The sequence below is a fragment of the Blautia sp. HA8986 genome (assembly GCF_056504635.1).
The window spans coordinates 650,196-672,210 of sequence record NZ_JBWLUQ010000001.1 but is presented as its reverse complement, the minus strand read 5'-3'; the positions used below and the strand labels follow the sequence as shown (position 1 = coordinate 672,210).

General features: G+C 42.8%; 19 protein-coding genes. 16 read left to right on the top strand and 3 right to left on the bottom strand.

Annotated elements, in window-relative coordinates:
- Positions 1–11: 11 nt before the first annotated feature.
- The 7 genes from AC04Q4_RS02995 (at position 12) to AC04Q4_RS02965 (ending at position 8,863) form a co-directional block, all read left to right on the top strand.
- Positions 12–2,774, top strand: a complete 2,763-nt coding sequence (locus AC04Q4_RS02995) for a molybdopterin-dependent aldehyde oxidoreductase (protein ID WP_019160621.1) — start codon at positions 12–14, stop codon at positions 2,772–2,774.
- Between the two features lie 83 nt (positions 2,775–2,857).
- A complete protein-coding gene (locus AC04Q4_RS02990; protein ID WP_173736958.1) occupies positions 2,858–5,152 on the top strand; it encodes a pyridine nucleotide-disulfide oxidoreductase/dicluster-binding protein in 2,295 nt (764 codons plus the stop codon).
- The gene (locus AC04Q4_RS02985) at positions 5,152–5,373 is read left to right on the top strand and encodes a DVU_1557 family redox protein (RefSeq protein WP_019160623.1); all 222 of its coding nucleotides are present in this window, start codon (positions 5,152–5,154) and stop codon (positions 5,371–5,373) included. The genes AC04Q4_RS02990 and AC04Q4_RS02985 overlap by 1 nt, the downstream gene beginning before the upstream one ends.
- On the top strand, positions 5,374–5,907 hold the full coding sequence (locus AC04Q4_RS02980; protein ID WP_173736959.1) for a class I SAM-dependent methyltransferase: 534 nt from the start codon (positions 5,374–5,376) through the stop codon (positions 5,905–5,907).
- Positions 5,908–5,910: 3 nt separating this feature from the next.
- On the top strand, positions 5,911–6,345 hold the full coding sequence (locus AC04Q4_RS02975) for a DVU_1555 family C-GCAxxG-C-C protein (protein ID WP_005427480.1): 435 nt from the start codon (positions 5,911–5,913) through the stop codon (positions 6,343–6,345).
- Positions 6,342–7,667 (top strand): radical SAM (seleno)protein TrsS, encoded by a 1,326-nt coding sequence (gene trsS, locus AC04Q4_RS02970; RefSeq protein ID WP_476388462.1) that lies wholly within the window; start codon positions 6,342–6,344, stop codon positions 7,665–7,667. The genes AC04Q4_RS02975 and trsS overlap by 4 nt, the downstream gene beginning before the upstream one ends.
- Positions 7,664–8,863 (top strand): DVU_1553 family AMP-dependent CoA ligase, encoded by a 1,200-nt coding sequence (locus AC04Q4_RS02965; protein ID WP_330604408.1) that lies wholly within the window; start codon positions 7,664–7,666, stop codon positions 8,861–8,863. Before trsS ends, AC04Q4_RS02965 begins: the two co-directional genes overlap by 4 nt.
- Before the next feature lie 33 nt (positions 8,864–8,896).
- Here AC04Q4_RS02965 and AC04Q4_RS02960 read toward each other — a convergent pair whose 3' ends face one another.
- A complete protein-coding gene (locus AC04Q4_RS02960) occupies positions 8,897–9,628 on the bottom strand; it encodes a DUF5714 domain-containing protein (RefSeq protein ID WP_015542421.1) in 732 nt (243 codons plus the stop codon).
- Between the two features lie 333 nt (positions 9,629–9,961).
- Here AC04Q4_RS02960 and AC04Q4_RS02955 point away from each other — a divergent pair, with 333 nt between their 5' ends.
- The 3 genes from AC04Q4_RS02955 to AC04Q4_RS02945 all read left to right on the top strand — a co-directional run bounded on the left by AC04Q4_RS02955 (position 9,962) and on the right by AC04Q4_RS02945 (position 12,950).
- Positions 9,962–10,117, top strand: a complete 156-nt coding sequence (locus AC04Q4_RS02955) for a cation-transporting P-type ATPase (protein ID WP_243251702.1) — start codon at positions 9,962–9,964, stop codon at positions 10,115–10,117.
- A gap of 99 nt (positions 10,118–10,216) precedes the next feature.
- A complete protein-coding gene (locus tag AC04Q4_RS02950; RefSeq protein ID WP_173736961.1) occupies positions 10,217–11,644 on the top strand; it encodes an IS110 family RNA-guided transposase in 1,428 nt (475 codons plus the stop codon).
- Positions 11,645–12,437: 793 nt separating this feature from the next.
- Entirely contained in the window at positions 12,438–12,950 is a 513-nt protein-coding gene (locus AC04Q4_RS02945; RefSeq protein ID WP_195456833.1) for an RNA-directed DNA polymerase, read from the top strand.
- Positions 12,951–13,225: 275 nt separating this feature from the next.
- On the opposite strand, the gene AC04Q4_RS02940 is transcribed toward AC04Q4_RS02945, so the two are convergent.
- Together AC04Q4_RS02940 and AC04Q4_RS02935 are read right to left on the bottom strand one after the other, a co-directional pair.
- A complete protein-coding gene (locus tag AC04Q4_RS02940) occupies positions 13,226–14,140 on the bottom strand; it encodes an IS3 family transposase (RefSeq protein WP_173736963.1) in 915 nt (304 codons plus the stop codon).
- A complete protein-coding gene (locus AC04Q4_RS02935; protein ID WP_476388461.1) occupies positions 14,137–14,421 on the bottom strand; it encodes a helix-turn-helix domain-containing protein in 285 nt (94 codons plus the stop codon). The genes AC04Q4_RS02940 and AC04Q4_RS02935 overlap by 4 nt, the downstream gene beginning before the upstream one ends.
- Positions 14,422–14,661: 240 nt before the next feature.
- Between AC04Q4_RS02935 and AC04Q4_RS02930 the strand changes: the two genes are divergently transcribed.
- The 6 genes from AC04Q4_RS02930 to miaA all read left to right on the top strand — a co-directional run bounded on the left by AC04Q4_RS02930 (position 14,662) and on the right by miaA (position 22,004).
- Positions 14,662–14,859: a helix-turn-helix domain-containing protein gene (locus AC04Q4_RS02930; RefSeq protein WP_476388460.1), complete on the top strand. Its 198-nt coding sequence runs from the start codon at positions 14,662–14,664 to the stop codon at positions 14,857–14,859.
- Positions 14,860–14,929: 70 nt separating this feature from the next.
- On the top strand, positions 14,930–15,952 hold the full coding sequence (locus tag AC04Q4_RS02925; RefSeq protein WP_476388459.1) for a tyrosine-type recombinase/integrase: 1,023 nt from the start codon (positions 14,930–14,932) through the stop codon (positions 15,950–15,952).
- Positions 15,846–16,196, top strand: coding sequence for a tyrosine-type recombinase/integrase (locus AC04Q4_RS02920; RefSeq protein WP_476389078.1), 351 nt, complete (start codon positions 15,846–15,848; stop codon positions 16,194–16,196). The genes AC04Q4_RS02925 and AC04Q4_RS02920 overlap by 107 nt, the downstream gene beginning before the upstream one ends.
- A 168-nt stretch (positions 16,197–16,364) precedes the next feature.
- Positions 16,365–18,983 carry a DNA mismatch repair protein MutS gene (gene mutS / locus AC04Q4_RS02915; protein WP_476389077.1) on the top strand — a complete coding sequence of 873 codons (2,619 nt, stop codon included), beginning with the start codon at positions 16,365–16,367 and terminating at the stop codon, positions 18,981–18,983.
- Between the two features lie 4 nt (positions 18,984–18,987).
- Positions 18,988–21,036 carry a DNA mismatch repair endonuclease MutL gene (gene mutL / locus AC04Q4_RS02910; protein ID WP_476388458.1) on the top strand — a complete coding sequence of 683 codons (2,049 nt, stop codon included), beginning with the start codon at positions 18,988–18,990 and terminating at the stop codon, positions 21,034–21,036.
- Positions 21,037–21,050: 14 nt separating this feature from the next.
- On the top strand, positions 21,051–22,004 hold the full coding sequence (gene miaA / locus AC04Q4_RS02905; RefSeq protein WP_476388457.1) for a tRNA (adenosine(37)-N6)-dimethylallyltransferase MiaA: 954 nt from the start codon (positions 21,051–21,053) through the stop codon (positions 22,002–22,004).
- Positions 22,005–22,015 lie beyond the last annotated feature (11 nt).

The following is a 22,015-nucleotide window of genomic DNA, read 5'->3' as shown; positions in this document are numbered from 1 at the left end:
AGGAATGGGACATGATTAAAAAGACATTGAAGATTAATGGTGTTGAGAGAATACTTATTCTTGATAAGGATGAGACACTGGCGCAGGTACTCCGTAATCACCTTCTTCTTACAGGATGTAAGATCGGCTGCGGTGAAGGTCACTGTGGAGCCTGTAATGTTATTATGAACGGAAAAGTTACAAGATCCTGTATCTATAAGATGAGCCGTGTTCCCGATCATGCAGAGATCACAACCATTGAAGGTGTGGGAACAATTTCTGATATGCACCCGATCCAAGTTGCGTGGATGGCATATGGATGTGCACAGTGCGGTTTCTGTTCACCGGGATTTATTATTTCCGCAAAAGTACTTCTGGATAATAATCCAAGTCCTACCCGTGAGGAGGTAAGAGACTGGTTTAATAAACAGCGTAATCTCTGCCGTTGTACAGGTTATAAGCCGCTGATTGATGCTACTATGGCAGCAGCAGCAGTTATGCGCGGTGAGATGACAAAGGAAGACCTTGTGTTCAAACAGACAGGGGATTCTATTGTTGGAACAAATTATATCCGTCCGTCAGCAGCACAGAAAGTAACAGGTACCTGGGACTTTGGTGCAGATGATGCGTTAAAGATGCCATCAGGAACACTTCGTCTTGCTCTTACACAGGCAAAGGTTTCTCATGCAAATATCCTCAGCATTGACACAACAGAAGCAGAGAGCATGCCTGGTGTTGTCCGTGTTATCACAGCAAAAGATATTAAGGCAGCAGGCGGAACCAATAAGATCAATGGTCTTGTAATGCTTCCAAAACACAACAAAACAGACGGATTCGAACGTCCTGTACTCTGCGATGAAAAAATCTTCCAGTTTGGTGATGCGATTGCCATTGTAGCTGCTGATACAGAAGAGCATGCACGGGCAGCAGCAGAAGCAGTTAAAGTTGAGATTGAAGAGCTTCCTGCATACATGAATGCAATGGATGCCATCGCACCGGATGCAGCGGAGATTCATCCCGGTACTCCGAACGCATTCTTTGAGACAAACTGTATCAAGGGTCCTGATTTTGACTGGGACAGCATTCCGGATTCACAGCAGGTTGAGATAGAATCTTACTGTTCACGTCAGCCTCATCTTCATCTTGAGCCGGACTGCGGTTATGGTTATATTGACGAAGACGGTATGATAACTGTTCATTCCAAATCCATTGGTATCCATCTGCATATGCCTATGATCGCTGATGGTATCGGTGTGCCAATGGAGAACTTACGAATTGTTCAGAACCATGCAGGAGGAACCTTTGGTTATAAGTTCTCTCCTACAAATGAGGCTTTGATCGGTGCTGCTGTTAAGATTCTTGAACGTCCAGTATCTCTGGTATTTAATCAGTTCCAGAATATTACATATACAGGAAAGAGATCTCCTGCATTTATGAATATCAAGCTTGCAGCAGATGAAAACGGTAAGCTTCTTGCACTCTGGGGCAATAACTATGTGGATCATGGTCCATACTCAGAATTCGGTGACCTGCTTACAATGAGACTTTCCCAGTTTACAGGTGCAGGTTATGGAATCAATTCTATCCGCAATAAATCTACAACAGTATTTACAAACCACGCATGGGGTTCCGCATTCCGTGCTTACGGTTCTCCGCAGTCTTACATGGGATCTGAGATCGCGATAGATGTTCTGGCAGCAAAGATGGGAATCGACCCGTTCGATATCCGTGAAATGAACTGTTACAAAGAATCCGAAGGTAGTACGATCCCTACAGGTTATCCGCCTGAAGTATACTGTGAAGAAGATCTGTTCAAGACAGCTCGCCCCCTGTATGAGGCTGCTAAGAAACGTGTGGCTGAAAAGAATGCAGCTTCTGATGGCAAGATCAAATATGGCATCGGTGTATCTCTCGGTGTATATGGCTGTGGCCTTGACGGTGTTGATACATCAAACGCATTTGCAGAGCTGAATCCGGATGGAACAGTTACAATGTATGCTGCATGGGAAGATCACGGACAGGGCGCTGATATGGGTGTTCTTGTATCATCTCATGAAACACTTCGTCAGGCAGGAATCAGACCGGAACAGATCAAACTTGTTATGAATGACACCAAGACATGTCCTAATGCAGGTCCTGCAGGTGGATCACGTTCACAGGTTATGTCAGGTAATGCATGTCGTCTGGCAGCAGAAAACCTTGTGGCAGCTATGAAGAAAGAAGACGGAACCTTCCGTACTTATGATGAGATGGTGGCTGAAGGTCTTGCAACAAAATATGAAGGTAACTGGGTGACAACCTTCTGTGCAGATCATCCGATCGATCAGGATACAGCACAGGGTGATCCGTTTGCAACCTACATGTACACGATCTTCCTTCCGGAAGTTGCTGTTAATACAGAAACAGGTAAAGTTAAAGTTGAAAAATTCACCTGTGTGGCTGACGTAGGTACGATCATGAACAGACTTCTTGTAGAAGGCAACTTCTACGGTGGTCTTGTACAGGGTATCGGTCTTGCTCTTACAGAAGATTTCGAGGATCTGAACCATGATACTTCTCTGAAGAACTGTGGTATTCCGTATCCAAATGATGCGCCGGATGATATTGAACTTCATTTCAATGAAACATATCGCCCAAGCGGTCCTTACGGTGCTGCCGGCTGTGGTGAGGCTCCGCTGGATGCTCCTCATCCTGCGATCCTGAATGCAATCTACAATGCTACAGGCGCACGTATCACACGTGTTCCTGCCCGTCCGGAAAAGGTTCTTGCAGCATTAAAGGAACTTGAGAAATAATTCTCAGTATAATTTTATCATATGATATAATAAGGGGAGACGGGAGACTGTCTCCCCTTTGGAAATGAAAGGAGTATCGGGTTATGACATATATACAGGAGAGAGGTTCCACTCATGTTTATCACGTAAATCGAATGTCAAAGGAAGAGATGGATCATATGATCAGCCTCTGTGTTCATGAACAGCCGGCGTACTGTGTTGCAGCCTGTCCTTTCAAAGCAGATACAAAAGAAATGCTGTTTTATGCTGCAAAAGGAAATTTTAAGAAAGCTCTGGGGATCTATGAGAAGATCACACCATTTCCCATGATCCTCTGTAGCGGCTGTACTGCACCCTGTGAGGAGAAATGCAGGCTTTGTGAGCTGGGTGATGGCATATCCATACGTGAAGTAGAGCGTGCCATTGTCCGATATGGGGAACCTGGAAAACGGAGCAGTGTATTTCGTATCAGAAAGAAAAAAAAGGCTGTGATTTTTGGCTCAGGATTATTCCCGCTGTTTCTTGCAGGGGAGCTGGAAAAGAAGATGTATCCTGCAACCATTTACTGTCAGGAGAAAGATTATGAAGCCTATATTGTAGCAGCAGCACCGGAGCTTTCGGAATCAGATTGTAGAAATGAAGCAAAACGTCTCAGTTCCATGGATCTTTCCTTTGAATTCGGATGCAGTCTTGACCTTCCGTTTATCAGAGAGAAAATGAAGGAGGCAGATGTGGTCTGTGCTTCAGAGGAGGTGGCCAAAAAGCTGGCTCCTGAAGAAACAGCAGACGCAGAGATCATGCTGAGAGAACAGGCGGGAATTGTCAGCGGTCTGGCCCAGTCTGTGATGGATGCGGCTTTTGCTGCAAAGAGAGCTGCCCTGACTGTAGATCTCCTTGTACAGAATCTTTCGCCCCACAGCAACAGAGGCAGTGAAGGAGCAGTTACTACCAGGCTCTATACAAATATGGAAGGGATGAAAGGTTCCAAAAAGATTCCCTGCAGCATAGATGGATATTCAAAAGAAGAAGCTATGGAGGAAGCAAAGCGATGCATTCAGTGCCACTGTGATGAGTGTATGAAAAGCTGTGTCTATTTAAGTGAATATAAAAAGCACCCTGGTCTTCTTGCACGTGAGATTTATAATAATACCCAGATCATTATGGGAGATCACCAGATGAATAAACCGATGAATTCCTGTTCGCTCTGCGGACAGTGCACTGTAACCTGTCCAAATGGGTTTGATATGAGCCAGGTCTGCAAATCTGCAAGAGAAAATATGGTATCTACAGACAAGATGCCTCTGGCACCTCATGAATTTGCACTGATGGATATGCTGTTCTCCAATTCGGAGGCTTTCTTATGCAGACCTCAGCCGGGATATGAAACTTGCAGATATGTATTTTTTCCGGGATGTCAGGCAGGAGCCATAGCGCCGGATGTTGTCACAGAGGCATATGAGGATCTTTGCAGGAGGACAGAGGGCGGTGTTGCTCTGATGCTGGGATGCTGTGGTGCTATCAGTGAATGGGCAGGACGCTATGAAATGACAGAAAAGGTAAATGAACAGCTGAAGCAGGAGCTTGCAAAGCTGGGAGATCCCATGATCATAGCAGGCTGTCCAAGCTGTATGAAACAGTTAAAAGAGAGTCTTGGTGTCAGAGTCACAGGAATCTGGGAGATCTTAAAGGAAATCGGACTTCCCGCACAGGCAAAAGGGCTGGAGATACCTGTTGCAATACATGATGCCTGCGGAGCCAGGGGTGATGCGCAGACACAGGACATAATAAGAGAGCTTCTTGCAGATATGGGGTGCACTGTTGTAAACACAGAATATTCCAGAGATCTGTCTCCCTGTTGCGGATACGGCGGACTGACTTCCTACGCTAATAAAGAGATGGCAGATAAAATGACAGAAAAGTGTCTGGAACGATCCGATGCCCCATATATAACGTACTGCATGGCATGCAGGGACCGATTTGTCAGGGAAGGCAGGGAATCCAGACATATCCTTGAACTTCTGTATGGCACAAATGCCGTCAATATGCCGGATATCAGTGAAAAACGCTACAACCGGCTTGTGCTAAAAGAGAAGCTTTTAAAAAATATATGGAATGAGGAACTGATGATGGAGAAAAAAGATTATACCGTTGCATATACAGAAGATGCTATCAGTATGATGGATGAACGTATGATACTGAAAAGTGATGTGGAGCGTGTATTATCAGATTACAGAGAAAACCAGGAAGCGATTTTTGATGAAGAGACAAAAGAACTGGTGACAAGGAGCAGACTTGGAAATGTGACATTCTGGGTGCGATTTGTGGAAACTGAAGAAGGGTATCTGGTACGCAGAGCATACAGTCACAGAATGAATATTATGAAAAGGGTGGGACAGTAATGGCAGCAGAGAGAACATATTATACCATTGATCCTGAGGGAAAGCTGACCTGCATGAAATGCAAGGTTCCTCTTGTAAAAGGAAAAGCAAAATTTATGTATCTGGAAAATGGGTTTCCTGTGGAAATGCCTGTCTGTCCAAAGTGTGGATTTGTGTATGTTCCGGAAGAACTCGCACTTGGAAAAGTTCTTGCGGTGGAGCGTGCACTGGAGGATAAATAGATGAACAGGCATCCGGGAGGGGAAGCGCAGACGCTTTATCTTCTGGAGAACATAAAATGGAAAAAAGAAATGAAAGCACTGGATCTTGGAGCTGGAGAAGGAGACACGATACGAATCCTGAAATCACTTGGGATGGATGCACATGGTGTGGATCTTTTCCCACGGGGCAGTGATGTGGAAACAGGAGATTTTCTGCATTTGCAGTATCCATCAGACAGTATAGATCTTTGCATCAGCCAGTGTGCATTTTTTGTCAGCAGAGATCAGAAAAATGCACTATCTGAATGTTGGCGTGTTCTGAAAAAGGGAGGTTTTCTATTATTGTCAGATCTGGATACTGGAAATCTTTCAGAAATGGCAGAACAGACAGGATTTACCATTCTCCGGCAGGAGGATCAGACGTTACTTTGGCGTGAATATTATCTGGAAGCAATCTGGAATGATTCGTTCTGTTGCGAAGAGTATAAGATTCTGCAGAAAGAATATAAAGGAAAGAAGCTGCGCTATACCATGGTGGTTGGCAGAAAGGAGTAACATATGGATCTTTATGAAAGAATCATAGAACTTAGCAGTATGGGGTATCATTGTTCTCAGATGATTATGATTTTGACACTGGAAACGATAGGGGAAGAGAATCCACAGCTTGTAAAGGCTTTGGGCGGTCTTGGCGGCGGCATCGGTTACTGTGGAGATACATGTGGCTGTCTGACAGGAGGAGCCTGTGCGATAGGTTTGTTCCTTGGCAATCTGGCTCCGCAGGAGAAAGAAGATATACAGATGAAACCGGCTGTGCAGGAATTATATCAGTGGTTCCATAAGAAGACCGAAGAAGAGTTTGGTGCTTTTTATTGTAAGGACATCACTTCCAATCTGGATTGGGGAATTGTCATGGAGCAATGTCCTGCGTTGATTGCAGATACTTATACAAAAGTGATAGAAATACTGACAGAACGGGGAATATTGGAACTATGATTACGCTGGGTAAAACAAAAAGTGTATGTCCGATATGTATGAAAGTACTTACGGCTAAAAAATGTATTGGTGAAGATGGCATTTATCTGGTGAAAGAATGTGATATCCACGGAAAGTTTCAGACACTGATCTGGGAAGGAACGGCAGCAGAGTATCTTTCCTGGGGGAGAGAAAACCTGTCTGCGGAGACTCCTGTAAATCCAAAAATCAAAGAGAAATCTTGCCCGGATAATTGTGGACTTTGTGAGGAGCACGAACGAAAAGGATGTTGTATGATACTGGAAGTGACAAAGCGCTGCAATATGCACTGCCCGGTCTGCTTTGCTTCGGCAGGGGAATGTCTGGAAAACGGTGATCTTTCAATTGACGAAATAGAAAAGCAATATGATTTTCTGATGGATCATGGGGGACCATTCAATATACAGCTCTCAGGAGGAGAACCAACCATGCGGGAGGATCTTCCGGAGATCATACATATGGGAAGCGAAAAGGGGTTCACATTTTTTCAATTGAATACCAATGGAATCCGTCTTGCGCAGGAAGCAGGATACGCCAGAAAACTAAAAAAAGCAGGACTGAATACGGTATTTCTTCAATTTGACGGTGTCACAGATGACGTGTATCAGACATTGCGCGGACGTTCTATGATGGAACTGAAAGAAAAGGCTGTGTTAAACTGTTCGGAAGCGGAACTGGGAATTGCCCTGGTACCTGTCATTGCTCCAGGAGTAAATGACATGCAGGTTGGAGATATCCTGAAGTTTGCGATGGATCATATGCCATTTGTAAGAGGAGTACATTTCCAGCCGATCAGCTATTTTGGCAGATGTTCTCAGCAACGTCCACAAGCTCCGATTACCATACCAAAGATGTTGAAGCTGATCGAGGAACAGACAGACGGGCTTATGAAAAGTGATGATTTTGCTGGTGGTGGAGCAGAGAATCCATACTGTTCTTTTCATGCAAGTTATCTGAAAAAAGGTGAGAGGGAACTGAAACTTCTGAAAAAGAAATCAGGCAGAGGATGTTGTTGTACTACCAGCGATGATTCCAGGCAGTATGTGGAAAATCAGTGGAGCTATAGCACAAAAAAATTTGATGATGGAGAAATGACACAGACAGATGCGCTGGATGAATTCCTGATCCGGGTTCATAATGAAACCTTTGCGGTATCAGGGATGATTTTTCAGGATGCATGGAATCTGGATCTTGAACGTCTGAAAAGATGTTATATCTGCGAGGTGGATTCTGATTATGGAATGGTGCCGTTTTGTGCATATAATCTGACGAATTCGAAAGGAATATATTTATACAGAAAGTGAAACGATCAAATATAGATGCAATGATCTGTAAGCAGGAAGGCATTACAGAGATTACAAGAGATGAAATACACAGAATGCAGCTGGAGAAATTAAATATTGTACTGAAGAAAGAAAAAGAACGAGAGGGTTTTTATCGAGATTTGCCGGAAAGACTGGAGAGCCTGACAGATCTGAGAAGCCTTCCTTTTACAACAGAAACAGATCTGGCACGAGATGGAGGCAGGATGCTGCTTTGCTCCCAGGGGGAAGTACAGAAAGTGATATCAGAACAGACAAGCGGAACTACCGGTGCCGGTAAACGTGTATTCTATACAGAGGGAGACTGTGAACACACCATAGAACTTTTTATGGCAGGTCTGGGTGAATTTATTTATCCGGGAAGTATAACGATGGTGGCTATGCCATTTTCAGGTCCTTTTGGATTGGGAGAACTGATCGCGGAGGCAATCAGACGTCTGGGAGCAAAACCTCTTTCAACCGGGACAGGAAGAACTTATGGCGAACTAAACAGGATTCTGGAAGAGGAGCAGCCGGATACGTATGTGGGAATGCCGACGGCATTGCTTTCCATGCTTAGAATGTGCGGAAAAGGCAGTATAAAAAGAGCACTGGTATCCGGAGATGCCTGTCCGCAAACTGTCATGAAAGCAATCGAAGAAATTCTGGAAACACGACTGTGGCCGCACTATGGTTCCAGAGAGATGGGGCTTGGAGGTGCCATTTGCTGCACGGCGCATGATGGCATGCATATGCGGGAAAACCATTGTATTACAGAGATTATAGATGAGAACGGAAATGTGCTGCCGGACGGTGAGTGGGGAGAACTGGTAATCACAACCATTGGAATGGAAGCACAGCCGTTGATTCGATATCGAACCGGTGACTGGACAAGGATCATTCCAGGAAGATGCCTCTGTGGAAGTGAAACAAAACGCCTGGACTTTGTAAAGCGGATGGATCCATTGGGAAGTATCAGAGAGATGGATGAATTGCTGTTTGAGATTCCGGAACTGATAGATTATTGTGTGAAAATTGTAGATGGAAAAAAGGAAATTACAGCGCTTTTTACATCGGACAATGGAGAAGAACGAATCAGGAGTGTTTTGGAAGAGAAGGATATTCGTTCATGGAACTGCAGAAAAGTAAAGTGGGAAGATCTGGCACTGTATCCTGGCAAACGAGTTACAAGGCAGTGATTTCGTGGTATCATGGAATCACTGCCTTGTCTGTTATTCAGAATAGTATGGACAATCTTCCTGGATGCATTCGCGATTATCTTTGCAGTATTTACACGTTATAGAAGACAACGGAATGTTTACAGAACAAAACTGACTGTAAAAATGAACAGCTTCTTCAATGGCAATTCTGCTGGTTCGTTTGCAGCAGCGAGGTCCACCAACATCTGCCAGTCTAGATAAAATAATGGAAACAAGTTTTTGAGGAAACGGCCATGCATCTTTGTGAAGTGGACTGGATCCAGTCATAACGGACATGAAAATACCGGCTCCGGCAGCAGCTCCGCAGACACCCCAGTAACCACAGGTACCGCCCGGAACCTGCTTTGCTCTTTTACAGATTTCAGATAATGCAGCATCGTAATCCATATGTTCTCCATTATTGCGAAACGCTGTCAGAAGAACGCATGGGACAATTGCATGATGCTCCGGTCCATGCATATGTACAGATGGAAGATCCATAATTTTTTCCAGAAGAAGCAAAGCATCTTTTTCTGTACTGTCCCGGAGTGTCGTGATTACCGGAGCATATGTGCCATAGCTATGACAGGCATCACAGATAAAGTGACCATTTTCACAGACCGCATTGGTTAATTGTTCTTTATGGCAGATGCTGCACGTCTGAATAGAGCTTTCAGCACGATACGTAATAGGAGCACCACAAATCAGACATCCGGAAAAATATTCTGCTTCACCACAACAACAGGAATTATTCGTATGATCCATTTGATTCACCTCCGAAGAATTTATTTTAATAGTGTTAACGATGTAATAAGTATAACATAGAATGAAAAAGTAATGATATAGCATCTTGACAATCATGTTACTTTGGGTATATGATTTGATCCAATAAAGGGGAGTAACCTGCGCTTAACAATTTGCGTTTGTGATGTCGTCAGTACGGTGGAAGCATCCGGTATCATAAGGAAATGGTGAGACTTTTATTGCATTTTTATTATGCAATGAAGGTCTCCTTTTTTTATATTTTTTTATCAAAGAGGTCTTTCATTGAATAAGAAATCCAGGTAGTAAATACTTAGAAACAAGGAGGCGAAAGTGATGAAGGAAATTTATCAGCAGACGGTAGAAGAGGTTCTTGAAAGGGTGAATGGGAAGAAATCTGGGCTTACGAGTGAACAGGTGAAAAGATCCAGAGAAAAATGTGGGTGGAATGAACTTACAGAAGGAAAGAAGAAAGCTTCCTGTATACTTTAAATAGGCCAAGAGATTGACATAAAAAATACCTCAAGTAAATTTGGATTATTACTGACTTGGCCGGTTGGTAAAATCCAGAGAATACAAGAGGTATCTAACATGAATCTTAAAGGCACAAAGAAGAAAAATCAAGTATCAAATGTAAATATTTTCGAGCAGCAGGAGCTTCTGAAGAAAATCGAGGTGGTCAGAGAAAATTTAACAGCTTCAACCTGGCGTGAGTTAGAAACCAAAGGAAAGTTCGATAAGAACGCAAAACTCAGTTTTATCTGTGATGACATGCTTATTTTAGGATGCGATGTAGGCAGTGAAACACACTATCTGAGGGCAATTGACACCAGAGGCAAAGAACTCAGTAAGTCCGCTTTTTCATTCAGCAATAATGCGGATGGATTTAGCAAAGCAAAGGAATGGGCAGTAAAGATAGCAGCCGAATACGATAAAAAACAGATTGTTCTTGGTCTTGAACCAACCGGCCATTACTGGTTCTGCCTTGCAACCTGGATGATCTCAAATGGACTCAGTGTAGTTCAGGTAAATCCGTATGCAGTAAAACAGACAAAGGAGCTTGAGGATAACAGCCAGCTGAAAGATGATACAAAAGATCCTAAGCTGATTGCAAATCTTGTAAAAGATGGAAACTTTGGAATGCCTTATCTTCCAGAGCAGCTTTATGCAGATCTGCGACGGTTATCCATGTTTCGTGACCAGCTGAATGAGGACAGGATCCGGTCGATCAACCGACTGCACCGGGAACTGAAAATATATTTTCCAGAGTACAAAGAAGCACTTGGAAAAACAGAAGGCACATTCAGCCTTGAACTGTTGAAACAGGCACCATTTCCGGATGATCTGGCAGCTTTGAAAGAAGACGGAATCAGACAGATCTGGCATAATGCGAAACTTAGAGGACGCGGGTATAGCAGAGCTGGAGAAATCTTAGAGTACGCCAAGGCGAGTGTTGGCCTCCGTGAAGGAAAAGAAACAGGGAAACTGGTTGTACAGTGGTTTGTTCAAAAAATCCTGGAACTGGATGCGGAGCTTGCATTGATAGAAGCGCAGATCAATCAGAAATGTCTGGAAATTCCCCATACGGATAAAGTTTTGGAGATATGTGGAATTGGGGAGAATACCCTATCCGGTATGATGGCAGAAATGGGAGATATTTCCAGAGTTGACGATGTAAAGGAGATCCAGAAATTAAGTGGACTTGGGCTTGTGGCAAGCAGTTCCGGCAAGCATAAGGGTGAAACCAAGATCAGTCACAGAGGACGTAAGCGCCTCAGATATTGGCTGTTTCAGGCGGCAAAATCAGCTGTAGCACATGCGGAAGAATTCAAGGAATTACATGTCTATTATACGACCAGGGAGAAGAATCCACTGAAAAAGATGCAGTCATTAATAGCAATCGCCTGCAAACTTCTCAGGATTATCTTTACGATTTTGAAGAAGGGAATCAAGTATGATCCCCGAAAGATGTTGAAAGATATCCAGCGGAAATCCAGGCGGGAAAGCCTGGTTGCATAAGGAGTATAAAGCGAAGCAGTATTCCAGAATCCTGCTGAGGTTCAGAAACTTCTGAAATTGAGTAGGGTTCTGGAAAGGAACCCGTTGACCCAGATCCATGGAACGTGGATCATAACGAAACGACTGGTTGAGAGATGCAGGGTAAGTGTCCGCGGGAAACCGCACCTTGCAGAATCATAAGGTCAGTAAGAATCAAACGACAAACAAGAGCTGTAGCTTGTGGTAGTTCACTCCATAGGGCACGACCCTGTTAGAAAGCTTGGCAAGCACTCGGTGTATGAACAGGTGGGACGAAGGGTACGCCCAGAAGGGCATACAGATTAATGAGTGGAAATCTCATCCAGTAAGGTGTAGCCGCACCACTGGTAGCGAGTTTTGGGGATACAGAGGTAACGATGTATCCTAAGTGTAAACAGTTAGGAAATAGGGCTGAAAGTGATTGAGCTCCGAAATCTACGTAACCCGTAGGTCGACGTTTTCTTTCGGACGGAAGACAATACGTATGTTTCTGTTTAGGTTAGGAAGCATATGCTACGGCGGAGTCTGAGAGCCAGCCATGTTTTACAATGTCTGTATGTTACCTGGGGAGAACCTATACTTTCCTGTGTTAACAGGTATGACGTACGAATGAGAAAAGGAAATCAAATGGAGTATAGGTAGTCGGATGGCCGAATAGTACTAATGAAAGTGGGTAATGCCACTGGAGGGAAGTCGAGAACGGATAACATATATCCAGCCACACGACATCATATCAAAAGGGAAACATTATCTACACTCAGAGGTAGGACAAATAATGACAACAAAACTTGAGAGAATCTCAGAATTATCAAAACAACATCCAGAAATGAAATTTAATTCTATTGGGCATTTGATTAACATTGAGATGCTTAAAGAATGCCACTACAAAATGGATGGCAGAAAAGCGGTCGGGATTGATGGCATTTCAAAAGAAGAATACAACTCAAATCTTGATAACAATCTAAAACAGTTAGTGGAGAAAACTTCCAATAAGAAATATCGGAAGAAATGTAAACAGATGAATATCACTATACGCGACATGAGATTTGAAAAGAAGAAATATATTCTTGCAAAAGTAAATCAGATTTTAATTGGGTATTACCATTATTATGGAATAAGTGATAACTATCAAATGATGGATAACTTCCGTAAGAGAGTTATTCAGATTCTTTATTTTTGGATGAATAGGCGTAGTCAGAGGAAAAGTTATACATGGGATGGATTCAATCAGTTTTTGAAGGAGCATCCTATAGTAAGACCACGTATTTATGTGAGCCTATATGGATAATCTGAGGCATAAGTGTCGTGAAGAGCCGTATGCCTGAATTGGGCACGTACGGATCTGTGGGGGATATACCTAGTAATAGGTGTTTCTACCCGACAAGTTGGGACAAGATCCCATTAGACACGGAAGGTTCACCCTCATAGCTAACAGAGGATTATAGCCTTTAAAGCCCCTTTACCAGGACGCTTTATAAAACTATACCCTTTTATGGTTGTTCAGTACAGGATGGTCCTATGTCAAGATTTAGTACAAGTTAAAATGAGAAAATTCTCCCCATTTTAACCTGCCAGAAGCTCAGCCTCAGTGTGTATTCTTTCATACACTCGTTCGAATTCGTTTGGCGACATATAGTTGCAATGGCTATGAATTCGTTTCGTATTGTAGAAAGCTTCCAGATATTCAAAAATCAACTGGTATGCCTGCTTATAATCGCGAATTTTAAAACGATTGAGCCATTCACGTTTGATAATAGAATGAAAGGATTCAATGCATGCATTATCCCACGGAAAAGCTTTCTTTGAGTAGCTACGCTGCATATTTTCGGTTGCTTTTTTATATTCCTTTGCAACATATTGGCTGCCACGATCCGAATGGATAATTAATGGTTGATTGATATTCCGGCGAGCTTTGGCTTTGTTTATAGTATCAATCACGCAGGATACTTCCAGTGTTTCTGAAAGCGTCCAGGCTATGATTTTTCTAGAAAATAAATCCATAACACTGGTCAGATAGACAAATCCATCTATTGTCCAGATGTAGGTGATATCCGAACACCAGACTGCATTCGGACGATTAGGATTAAATTGCTCATCAAGGATATTTTGTAATTCAGTGCTGAAATCGGAATCTTTTGTGGTGATTGTCCATGGTTTGCTCCACTGAGCACGGATCCCCATTTGGCGCATATATGTACCAACGGTTCTTTCCGAAATGACTTCACCAGTTTTTCGAATTTCTACAGTGATTTTCGGAGCACCGTAGTTCTGCTTGGAATCATCATAAATATCCTGTATTTTTGCTTTTACAGCTTCACGACGTTTTTCTGTATCAGAAGGTACATGGTGGAGCCATGCAAGATATCCTGAGCGAGAGACACCTAAAAACTTCAACATTCCGGAGACGGAAACCCGACGTCCAGCCTTTTTGGCAGCTTCCGTCTTCTCAGACACTTCGAGATAAATGGCTTCCGTCATTTTTCCAGAATGTTGATTGCTTTTTTTAACACGTCAAGTGCATCTTGAGCATCACGTAATTCACGCCTGAAACGGGCAATTTCCTTCTGCTCATCAGATGCATAATTACCAGAACCACGAACAGGAATATCACCTGATTCCCGGAAGTCTTTCAGCCACTTTGTTAATGTACTGTAGCCGATGCCAAGATTTTCTGCACATCCACGTACTCCGAGATTTTTGTGATCCTGATAGTACTGGACTGCATCAAGTTTAAATTGTTTGTCATGTTGCTTTGCCATATGAGATCCTCCTTCAGCATGTTTCTATTGTACCATGCTTATGTGTATTTGGAATTTCTCATTTTGGCTTGTACTATTTATATTCTAGCAACAGGATACGATGACTGTCGTACACTTTTAGCTCTGTTTTGAGAGGTAATATTTAAAGAAAAAGCCCACAAAATCAATACTTTAGGGCTTGACAATATAGGAAGGAGGAACGGTCAATATCATCTGCCTGCAGATATTGACCGGTTATATATGTTGCGAAAAAAAACACAGCCGGAAACAAACAACGATAAAATTCTTATATCCGTTAAAGAAGCCTGTGAGCTTACAGGACTTTCTGAGAAAACAATGAGATCATTGATGAATGAAAACTGTTTCATGGTACGGATTGGGCGCAGAACACTGATTGATAAGAAAAAATTTCAAAAATGGATAGATCGGCAGTCTTGAAAGCTTTTTTTTGTTGTGCTAAAATATATATCCAGTGTCATGCATTATCATCAGAAAGGATGGTGGTGTTATGGGCAAAAACTTAAAGGGTAAAGAATTAGGAAAAGGATTATATCAAAGAAAAGATGGACGATATGAGGCCAGAATTTTCGTTCGCGGTACAGGAAAAACGTTTTCAATTTATGGTACAAATTTACAACATCTAAAAAAAGAAAGAAATGCCTACCTTGCTAATGTTTCCCCCGGAATTGCAGGATATGATCCTAGAATTTCTGTTTCAAAGTGGTATGAAAAATGGATGCTTATTTATGTGGTGCATTCTGTTAAAGCAACCACTTTAAGTAACTATGTAAATGGTTTTGAGCGAGTAAGAGAATATATTGGTTACATGAGGTTAATAGAGGTCCGTCCAACACATATTCTTGACATGATAAAGGGACTCGAAGAAGAAGGATATGCACGTACAACGGTAATACAATCATTAAGTGTAGTCCGTCAGCTTTTCAAAAAGGCATATGGTGGAAAAATGATACCCATAGATCCAGTAGCCGATATTAAACTGCCTAAAGAAGAACCGGGTGAAATACCTGATGAGAAGATAATGCAGGAACAAGAAGATGAAAAATGTCTTAGTATATATGACACTCATCGTTTCCTTGAGAGCTGCAAGAATACCCGGTATTATGAACTCTTTTTTATTCTTCTTCATACAGGATTACGTATAGGGGAAGCACTTGCCCTAGAATGGTGTGATCTTGACTTTAAGCATGAAAAGCTTCGTGTATATAAAACCTTAAACAGAGTTACAAAATATTATGATTCGAAAGGAAATGAACTTCCTGAAAGGTATTCTACTATTCAGATTACAACACCAAAGAAAAGTGCCAGCAATAGAAAGGTTCCATTAACGGATGCAGTGATTGCTGCTTTTATGAGCTGGAAGGAAAAACAGGATCGTGATAAAGAAAAACTGGGGAAAAACAAATATACTTTTAAAAAAATATCCCGGTCTGATTTTTACAACATCTTCAGGAAGAAGTTATCTTCCATCATCAGCTCAAACAGAATGCAGGCGGATTGTTGGGATTGTTAATAAGCATGAAATTGCTCTGGCAGAAAAAGAGAACAGAGATCCGAATTTAATGGATGTTCATCCTCATATTTTCCGTCATACTTTTGTAACAAGATGCATTCAATCGGGAATGGATGCCGCTACAGTAAAGAAAATAGCTGGACACTCTGATGAAAAAATGACTAATTATTATACACACATTGAAGAAGAACATATAGATGACGAATACGAACTGTATATTCAAAAATACGGAACAGAAACCTGATTTTGCAAATGGAGATAAAATTTTAAAGAGAGGTTTAAATACTTGAGTATAGACAAAAACACTAACGAGGGAAAAAACTATCGTAATAATGTGGTCAAATCAACACCTGGGACTTCTAAAAGCCGCATAAACACTGGGTTTCCGGAGGATATTAGTGTATTATCACCGATGATGAAAGAATACGTAAAAACCAAGGAAGAATACAGCGACTGTATCCTTTTTTACCGCTTGGGCGATTTTTATGAGATGTTTTTTGAGGATGCGCTGACTGCATCGAAGGAACTGGAGATCACGCTTACTGGAAAAGACTGCGGACTGGAAGAGAGAGCGCCCATGTGTGGCGTTCCTTTTCATGCTGCGGAGACTTATATCAACCGGCTGATCGAGAAAGGCTACAAAGTTGCAATCTGTGAACAGGTGGAGGATCCCAAAAAAGCAAAAGGTCTGGTGAAACGTGAAGTTATCCGTATTGTCACACCGGGAACTACATTGGATGCCATGTCTCTGGACGAATCTAAAAACAATTATCTGATGTCTATCGTTTCTATTGGAGATCATTTCGGTTGCGCTATTGCGGATATTACAACTGGTGACTGTTTTCTCACAGAACTGGATAAACCTCAGAAACTCCTGGATGAGATCAATAAATTCACACCTGCAGAGATCATCTGCAATGATGCCTTTCTTTTAAGCGGTGTTGATGTGGAAGATCTGAAAGGACGTCTTGGGATCTGCGTATTTGCACTGGAGCCATGGTATTTTGACGATCAGCTCTGTCAGAAGACATTAAAAGAACATTTTCATGTAGGAAACCTGGAAGGTCTTGGAATTGCAGATTATGACAGCGGGATCATTGCATCAGGAGCGTTGTTTCTATATCTGAAGGAAACACAGAAAACAGCCCTTTCCCATATGGCCAGTATCCGTCCATATTCAGCGGAGAAATATATGCTCATTGACAGCTCCAGCCGCCGGAATCTGGAACTTGTGGAAACTATGCGGGAGAAACAGAAACGTGGTTCTCTCCTCTGGGTACTGGACAAGACTAAAACCGCTATGGGAGCAAGAACTCTTCGTTCTTATGTGGAACAGCCTCTGATCGATGCAGATGAAATCGAAAAGAGACTAAGTGCACTGGAAGAATTGAATGAAAAGCCAATGGAACGAGATGAGATTCGTGAATATTTAAATCCCATCTATGACCTGGAACGTCTCATCAGCCGTATTAGTTATAAATCCGCCAATCCAAGAGATCTGGTTTCTTTTGCCTCATCTCTGGAAATGCTTCCATATATCAAACAGATTCTCTCAGAATTCCAGTCTCCGCTGCTTCAGACGATCAACGAAGATATGGATCCGCTGACCGATATCACAGAACTGATCCGGACTTCCATTACCGATGATCCGCCTCTGGCACAGAAAGACGGGGGAATCATTCGTGAGGGCTACAACGAAGATGTAGACAGATTCCGCCGATCCCGCACAGAAGGAAAGAAATGGCTTTCTGAACTGGAAGCAAGAGAAAGGGAACGTACCGGTATTAAGAGCCTGAAGATCAAATATAACCGTGTATTTGGCTATTCACTGGAAATTACCAATACATTCAAAGATCTTGTACCAGAGGATTATATCCGTAAACAGACCCTTACCAATGCAGAACGCTATATCACTCAGGAACTGAAGGAACTGGAAGATCTGATTCTTGGGGCAGAAGACAAGCTTTATGCACTGGAATTTGAACTTTTTTCCAATATCCGCGATAAAGTAGGGGCAGAGGTTGTACGTATCCAGCGGACAGCAAAAGCAGTTGCAGCACTGGACGTTTTTGCATCCCTGGCACTTGTGGCACAGCGGAACAATTTTGTCCGCCCAAAGATCAATGAAACAGGACTTATTGATATCCGGAACGGACGCCACCCTGTTGTGGAACAGATGATTGAGAACGATATGTTCATTCCTAATGATACATATCTTGACAACCATAAGAAACGGATTTCTATTATCACAGGCCCGAACATGGCAGGTAAATCCACTTACATGCGCCAGACAGCTCTTATTGTACTGATGGCACAGATTGGAAGCTTTGTTCCTGCTGACAGTGCCAATATCGGAGTCGTTGACCGTATCTTTACACGTGTAGGTGCTTCTGATGATCTTGCCAGCGGCCAGAGTACTTTTATGGTGGAAATGACAGAAGTTGCCAATATTCTTCGAAATGCCACGTCCAAAAGTCTTCTGATCCTGGATGAGATCGGACGCGGAACCAGTACTTTTGACGGGCTTTCCATTGCATGGGCAGTGATTGAACACATCAGCAACACCAAGCTCTGCGGAGCAAAGACTTTATTTGCAACCCATTATCATGAACTTACAGAGCTGGAAGGAAAGCTTTCCGGCGTAAATAATTACTGTATTGCAGTTAAGGAAAAGGGTGATGACATCGTATTCCTTCGTAAAATCGTAAAAGGCGGTGCAGACAAAAGTTACGGTATCCAGGTAGCTAAACTTGCCGGTGTGCCGGATTCCGTTATCCAGCGGGCAAAGGAACTGGTAGAAGAGCTCAGTGATGCGGACATTACTGCAGCTGTAAAAGATCTGACTGCTCCTAAAAAAAAGCAGAAGATTTCTTATGATCAGGTAGATATGGCACAGATGTCCCTGTTCGATACAGTGCAGGATAATGATATCATTGAGGAGATCAAATGCCTGGAAATCGGTAATCTGACACCAATGGAAGCTCTGAACATTCTCTATAACCTGCAGAACAAAATAAAGAACCGGTGGTGATCATTTGAGAAAAATTGCAGTTTTAGACCAGAATACCATTGATAAGATCGCAGCAGGAGAGGTTGTGGAACGACCTTCCTCCGTTGTAAAAGAGCTTGTGGAAAATGCTATTGATGCAGGGGCAACAGCTATCACTGTTGAAATCACAGACGGTGGAAAAAAACTGATCCGCATCACTGACAATGGTTCCGGAATGGAAGCAGAGCAGGTTCCTCTTGCATTTCTCCGTCATGCCACAAGCAAAATTGAAAAAGTAGAGGATCTTGTCCATATCGCCTCTCTTGGTTTCCGAGGCGAGGCTCTTTCCAGTATTGCAGCTGTAGCCCAGGTGGAACTGATAACCAAAACTCCATCTGCTATCAGCGGCACCCGCTATGTGATCGAAGGCGGCCAGGAACAGTCTTTAGAAGAAATGGGTGCTCCGGAGGGAACTACCTTCCTGATCCGGAATCTGTTTTATAACACACCGGCAAGAAGTAAATTTCTGAAATCAGATACAACAGAAGCTGGTTATATCAACACCCTGATGGAACAGCTGGCACTTTCCCATCCGGAAATTTCATTTAAATATATCCAGAATCGCCAGGTCAAGCTTTCAAGTTCCGGAAACTACAGTGTTAAAGACGTAATCTACAGTGTTTACGGACGTGATATTGCCAGGGCTCTTCTTGAAGTTTCCTACGAAAATGACTTCATGAAGATTGAAGGCTTTGTGGGAAAACCGGAAATATCCAGAGGAAACCGTACTTTCGAGAATTATTATATTAATGGAAGATATGTAAAAAACAAGATTATTACCAAGGCTATTGAAGATGGATATAAAGGCTTTGTAATGCAGCATAAATTTCCGTTTGTTTCTCTCCGGATCGAGATGGATGGAAATGATCTTGATGTGAATGTACACCCAGCTAAAAGGGAAGTACGTTTTGCCAGAGAAACCGAAGTTTATACAGCAATCTATGAAACAGTCCGAAAGGCAGTTACCCACAGAGAACTGATCCCTCAGGTATCTGTTGGAAAAGAAACACCCGTATCCCGCGCTGAGCAGGTAAAACCAGGCAACGTACCGGAACCCTTTGAAGTAAAAAGACGGCAGGAAATGTATGGAAGCAAACCGGCTGCCGCTACCAGTACAACATTTTCGCAAAAAGCCTCAGAAGATTCCGTGGAGGAAAGCTCCTTTTATAATTCCAAACCTTTTACAAAAGAAGAGGAGGAAATGTTTTCCGGGACTTTAAAAGAAAAAAACATCTGCGAAAACACAGCGACACAGAATACGCCAAATACATCGGATAACACTAGTGTTTTCAATACGAAGACTTCCATATTCAAAGCATCCAATGAATCCGGCGGAGTCTCATTCCAGGAATCGTGTAATGATTCTGTTCCTGTATCTCCCCCGGCAGACCCCGTCCCCACTGAACAGCCCAAACAACTGGAACTTTTTGAGGAACGGCTTCTTGCACCGGAATCCAGAAGCCGCCACAAGCTGATCGGACAGCTGTTTGACACTTACTGGCTGGTACAGTTTGAGGAAAATTTTTACATTATCGATCAGCATGCGGCACATGAAAAAGTATATTATGAGCGGTTTGTGAAGTTATTTAAATCCCAGGAAATCCGGTCTCAGTATTTAAGCCCGCCGCTGATCGTTTCTCTCAGCCTGGAGGAAGAAAGTCTTCTGAAGGCAAACGAAAACTATTTCCGGGATTTCGGCTTCGAGATCGAGCCATTCGGCGGTCGGGAATACAGTATCAGCGCAGTGCCTTCCCTGCTTCTTGGAATGACCGAGGAAGAAGTATTTCTGGAAATGCTGGATCATCTCGGCGCAGACGGCGCAAAAGATGCTTTTGAGCTGTTTACTGCAAGACTTGCCACTATGGCCTGCAAAGCAGCTGTAAAAGGAAATCATGCCATGTCACCTCAGGAGGCGGATAAATTGATCGATGAGCTCCTGACCCTGGAAAATCCTTATAACTGCCCTCATGGAAGACCAACCATCATTTCCATGACAAAGACAGAAATCGAAAAGAAATTTAAACGTATCGTATAATACGGGAGGACATTATGAAGAAACCTCTTATTGTTCTTACCGGACCTACTGCTGTTGGAAAAACAAAGCTTTCTATTGCTCTGGCAAAAGCAGTAAACGGTGAGATCATATCTGCAGACTCCATGCAGGTATACCGCTATATGGATGTTGGTTCTGCCAAGATCACTCCGGATGAAATGGACGGTGTCCCTCACCATCTGGTAGATGTGCTGGATCCTACAGAAGATTTTAATATCGTGCTTTTTCAGCAGCTGGCAAAAAAATCAATGGAAGAGATCTACGCAAAAGGCAGGATTCCTATCCTGGTGGGCGGCACCGGATTTTATATTCAGGCACTCACCAGAGATATTGATTTTACCCAGTCAGAGCAGGATGACAGCTATCGCCAAGAACTGGAAACATTAGCAGCAGAAAAGGGCAACACTTTTCTCCACGATATGCTTGCATCTGTTGATCCGAAATCAGCAGAAGATATTCACGAAAATAATGTTAAACGCGTAATCCGCGCACTGGAATTCTATAAACAGAACGGTACCCGGATCTCCGAACATAATGAGGAGCAGAAAGAACATGTAAGCCCATATAATCTGGCTTATTTTGTTCTGAATGCCCCACGCCCTCTTCTCTATGAGAGAATTGATGCAAGAGTAGATGAAATGCTGAAAAACGGCCTGGTAGAAGAAGTAAAAACACTTCAGCGGATGGGATGCCACAGAGGAATGGTATCCATGCAGGGTCTGGGTTACAAAGAAATCCTTGCATGGCTGGAAGGAGAATATCCTTACGATGAAGCTGTCCGTATCCTGAAGCGTGACACCAGACATTTCGCCAAACGGCAGCTTACCTGGTTCCGCAGAGAAGGAGAAGTAACCTGGGTGGATAAAGATAAATTTGATTACAATGACAGTCAGATCCTTACCTACATGCTTTCTGTATGCAGAGAAAAGGGGATTCTTCTGTCTGAATAATAAAAAAAGAA

Excerpts from the sequence above, each read along its gene's own strand:
- AC04Q4_RS02935 (WP_476388461.1), bottom strand. The coding sequence starts at position 14,421 with ATGGCAAAGCAACATGACAAACAATTTAAACTTGATGCAGTCCAGTAC.
- AC04Q4_RS02925 (WP_476388459.1), top strand. The coding sequence starts at position 14,930 with ATGGGCAAAAACTTAAAGGGTAAAGAATTAGGAAAAGGATTATATCAA.
- AC04Q4_RS02985 (WP_019160623.1), top strand. The coding sequence starts at position 5,152 with ATGGCAGCAGAGAGAACATATTATACCATTGATCCTGAGGGAAAGCTG.
- AC04Q4_RS02995 (WP_019160621.1), top strand. The coding sequence starts at position 12 with ATGATTAAAAAGACATTGAAGATTAATGGTGTTGAGAGAATACTTATT.
- miaA (WP_476388457.1), top strand. The coding sequence starts at position 21,051 with ATGAAGAAACCTCTTATTGTTCTTACCGGACCTACTGCTGTTGGAAAA.
- AC04Q4_RS02930 (WP_476388460.1), top strand. The coding sequence starts at position 14,662 with ATGTTGCGAAAAAAAACACAGCCGGAAACAAACAACGATAAAATTCTT.
- AC04Q4_RS02990 (WP_173736958.1), top strand. The coding sequence starts at position 2,858 with ATGACATATATACAGGAGAGAGGTTCCACTCATGTTTATCACGTAAAT.
- AC04Q4_RS02980 (WP_173736959.1), top strand. The coding sequence starts at position 5,374 with ATGAACAGGCATCCGGGAGGGGAAGCGCAGACGCTTTATCTTCTGGAG.
- trsS (WP_476388462.1), top strand. The coding sequence starts at position 6,342 with ATGATTACGCTGGGTAAAACAAAAAGTGTATGTCCGATATGTATGAAA.
- AC04Q4_RS02960 (WP_015542421.1), bottom strand. The coding sequence starts at position 9,628 with ATGGATCATACGAATAATTCCTGTTGTTGTGGTGAAGCAGAATATTTT.
- AC04Q4_RS02950 (WP_173736961.1), top strand. The coding sequence starts at position 10,217 with ATGAATCTTAAAGGCACAAAGAAGAAAAATCAAGTATCAAATGTAAAT.
- mutS (WP_476389077.1), top strand. The coding sequence starts at position 16,365 with ATGATGAAAGAATACGTAAAAACCAAGGAAGAATACAGCGACTGTATC.
- AC04Q4_RS02955 (WP_243251702.1), top strand. The coding sequence starts at position 9,962 with ATGAAGGAAATTTATCAGCAGACGGTAGAAGAGGTTCTTGAAAGGGTG.
- AC04Q4_RS02975 (WP_005427480.1), top strand. The coding sequence starts at position 5,911 with ATGGATCTTTATGAAAGAATCATAGAACTTAGCAGTATGGGGTATCAT.
- AC04Q4_RS02945 (WP_195456833.1), top strand. The coding sequence starts at position 12,438 with ATGACAACAAAACTTGAGAGAATCTCAGAATTATCAAAACAACATCCA.
- AC04Q4_RS02940 (WP_173736963.1), bottom strand. The coding sequence starts at position 14,140 with ATGACGGAAGCCATTTATCTCGAAGTGTCTGAGAAGACGGAAGCTGCC.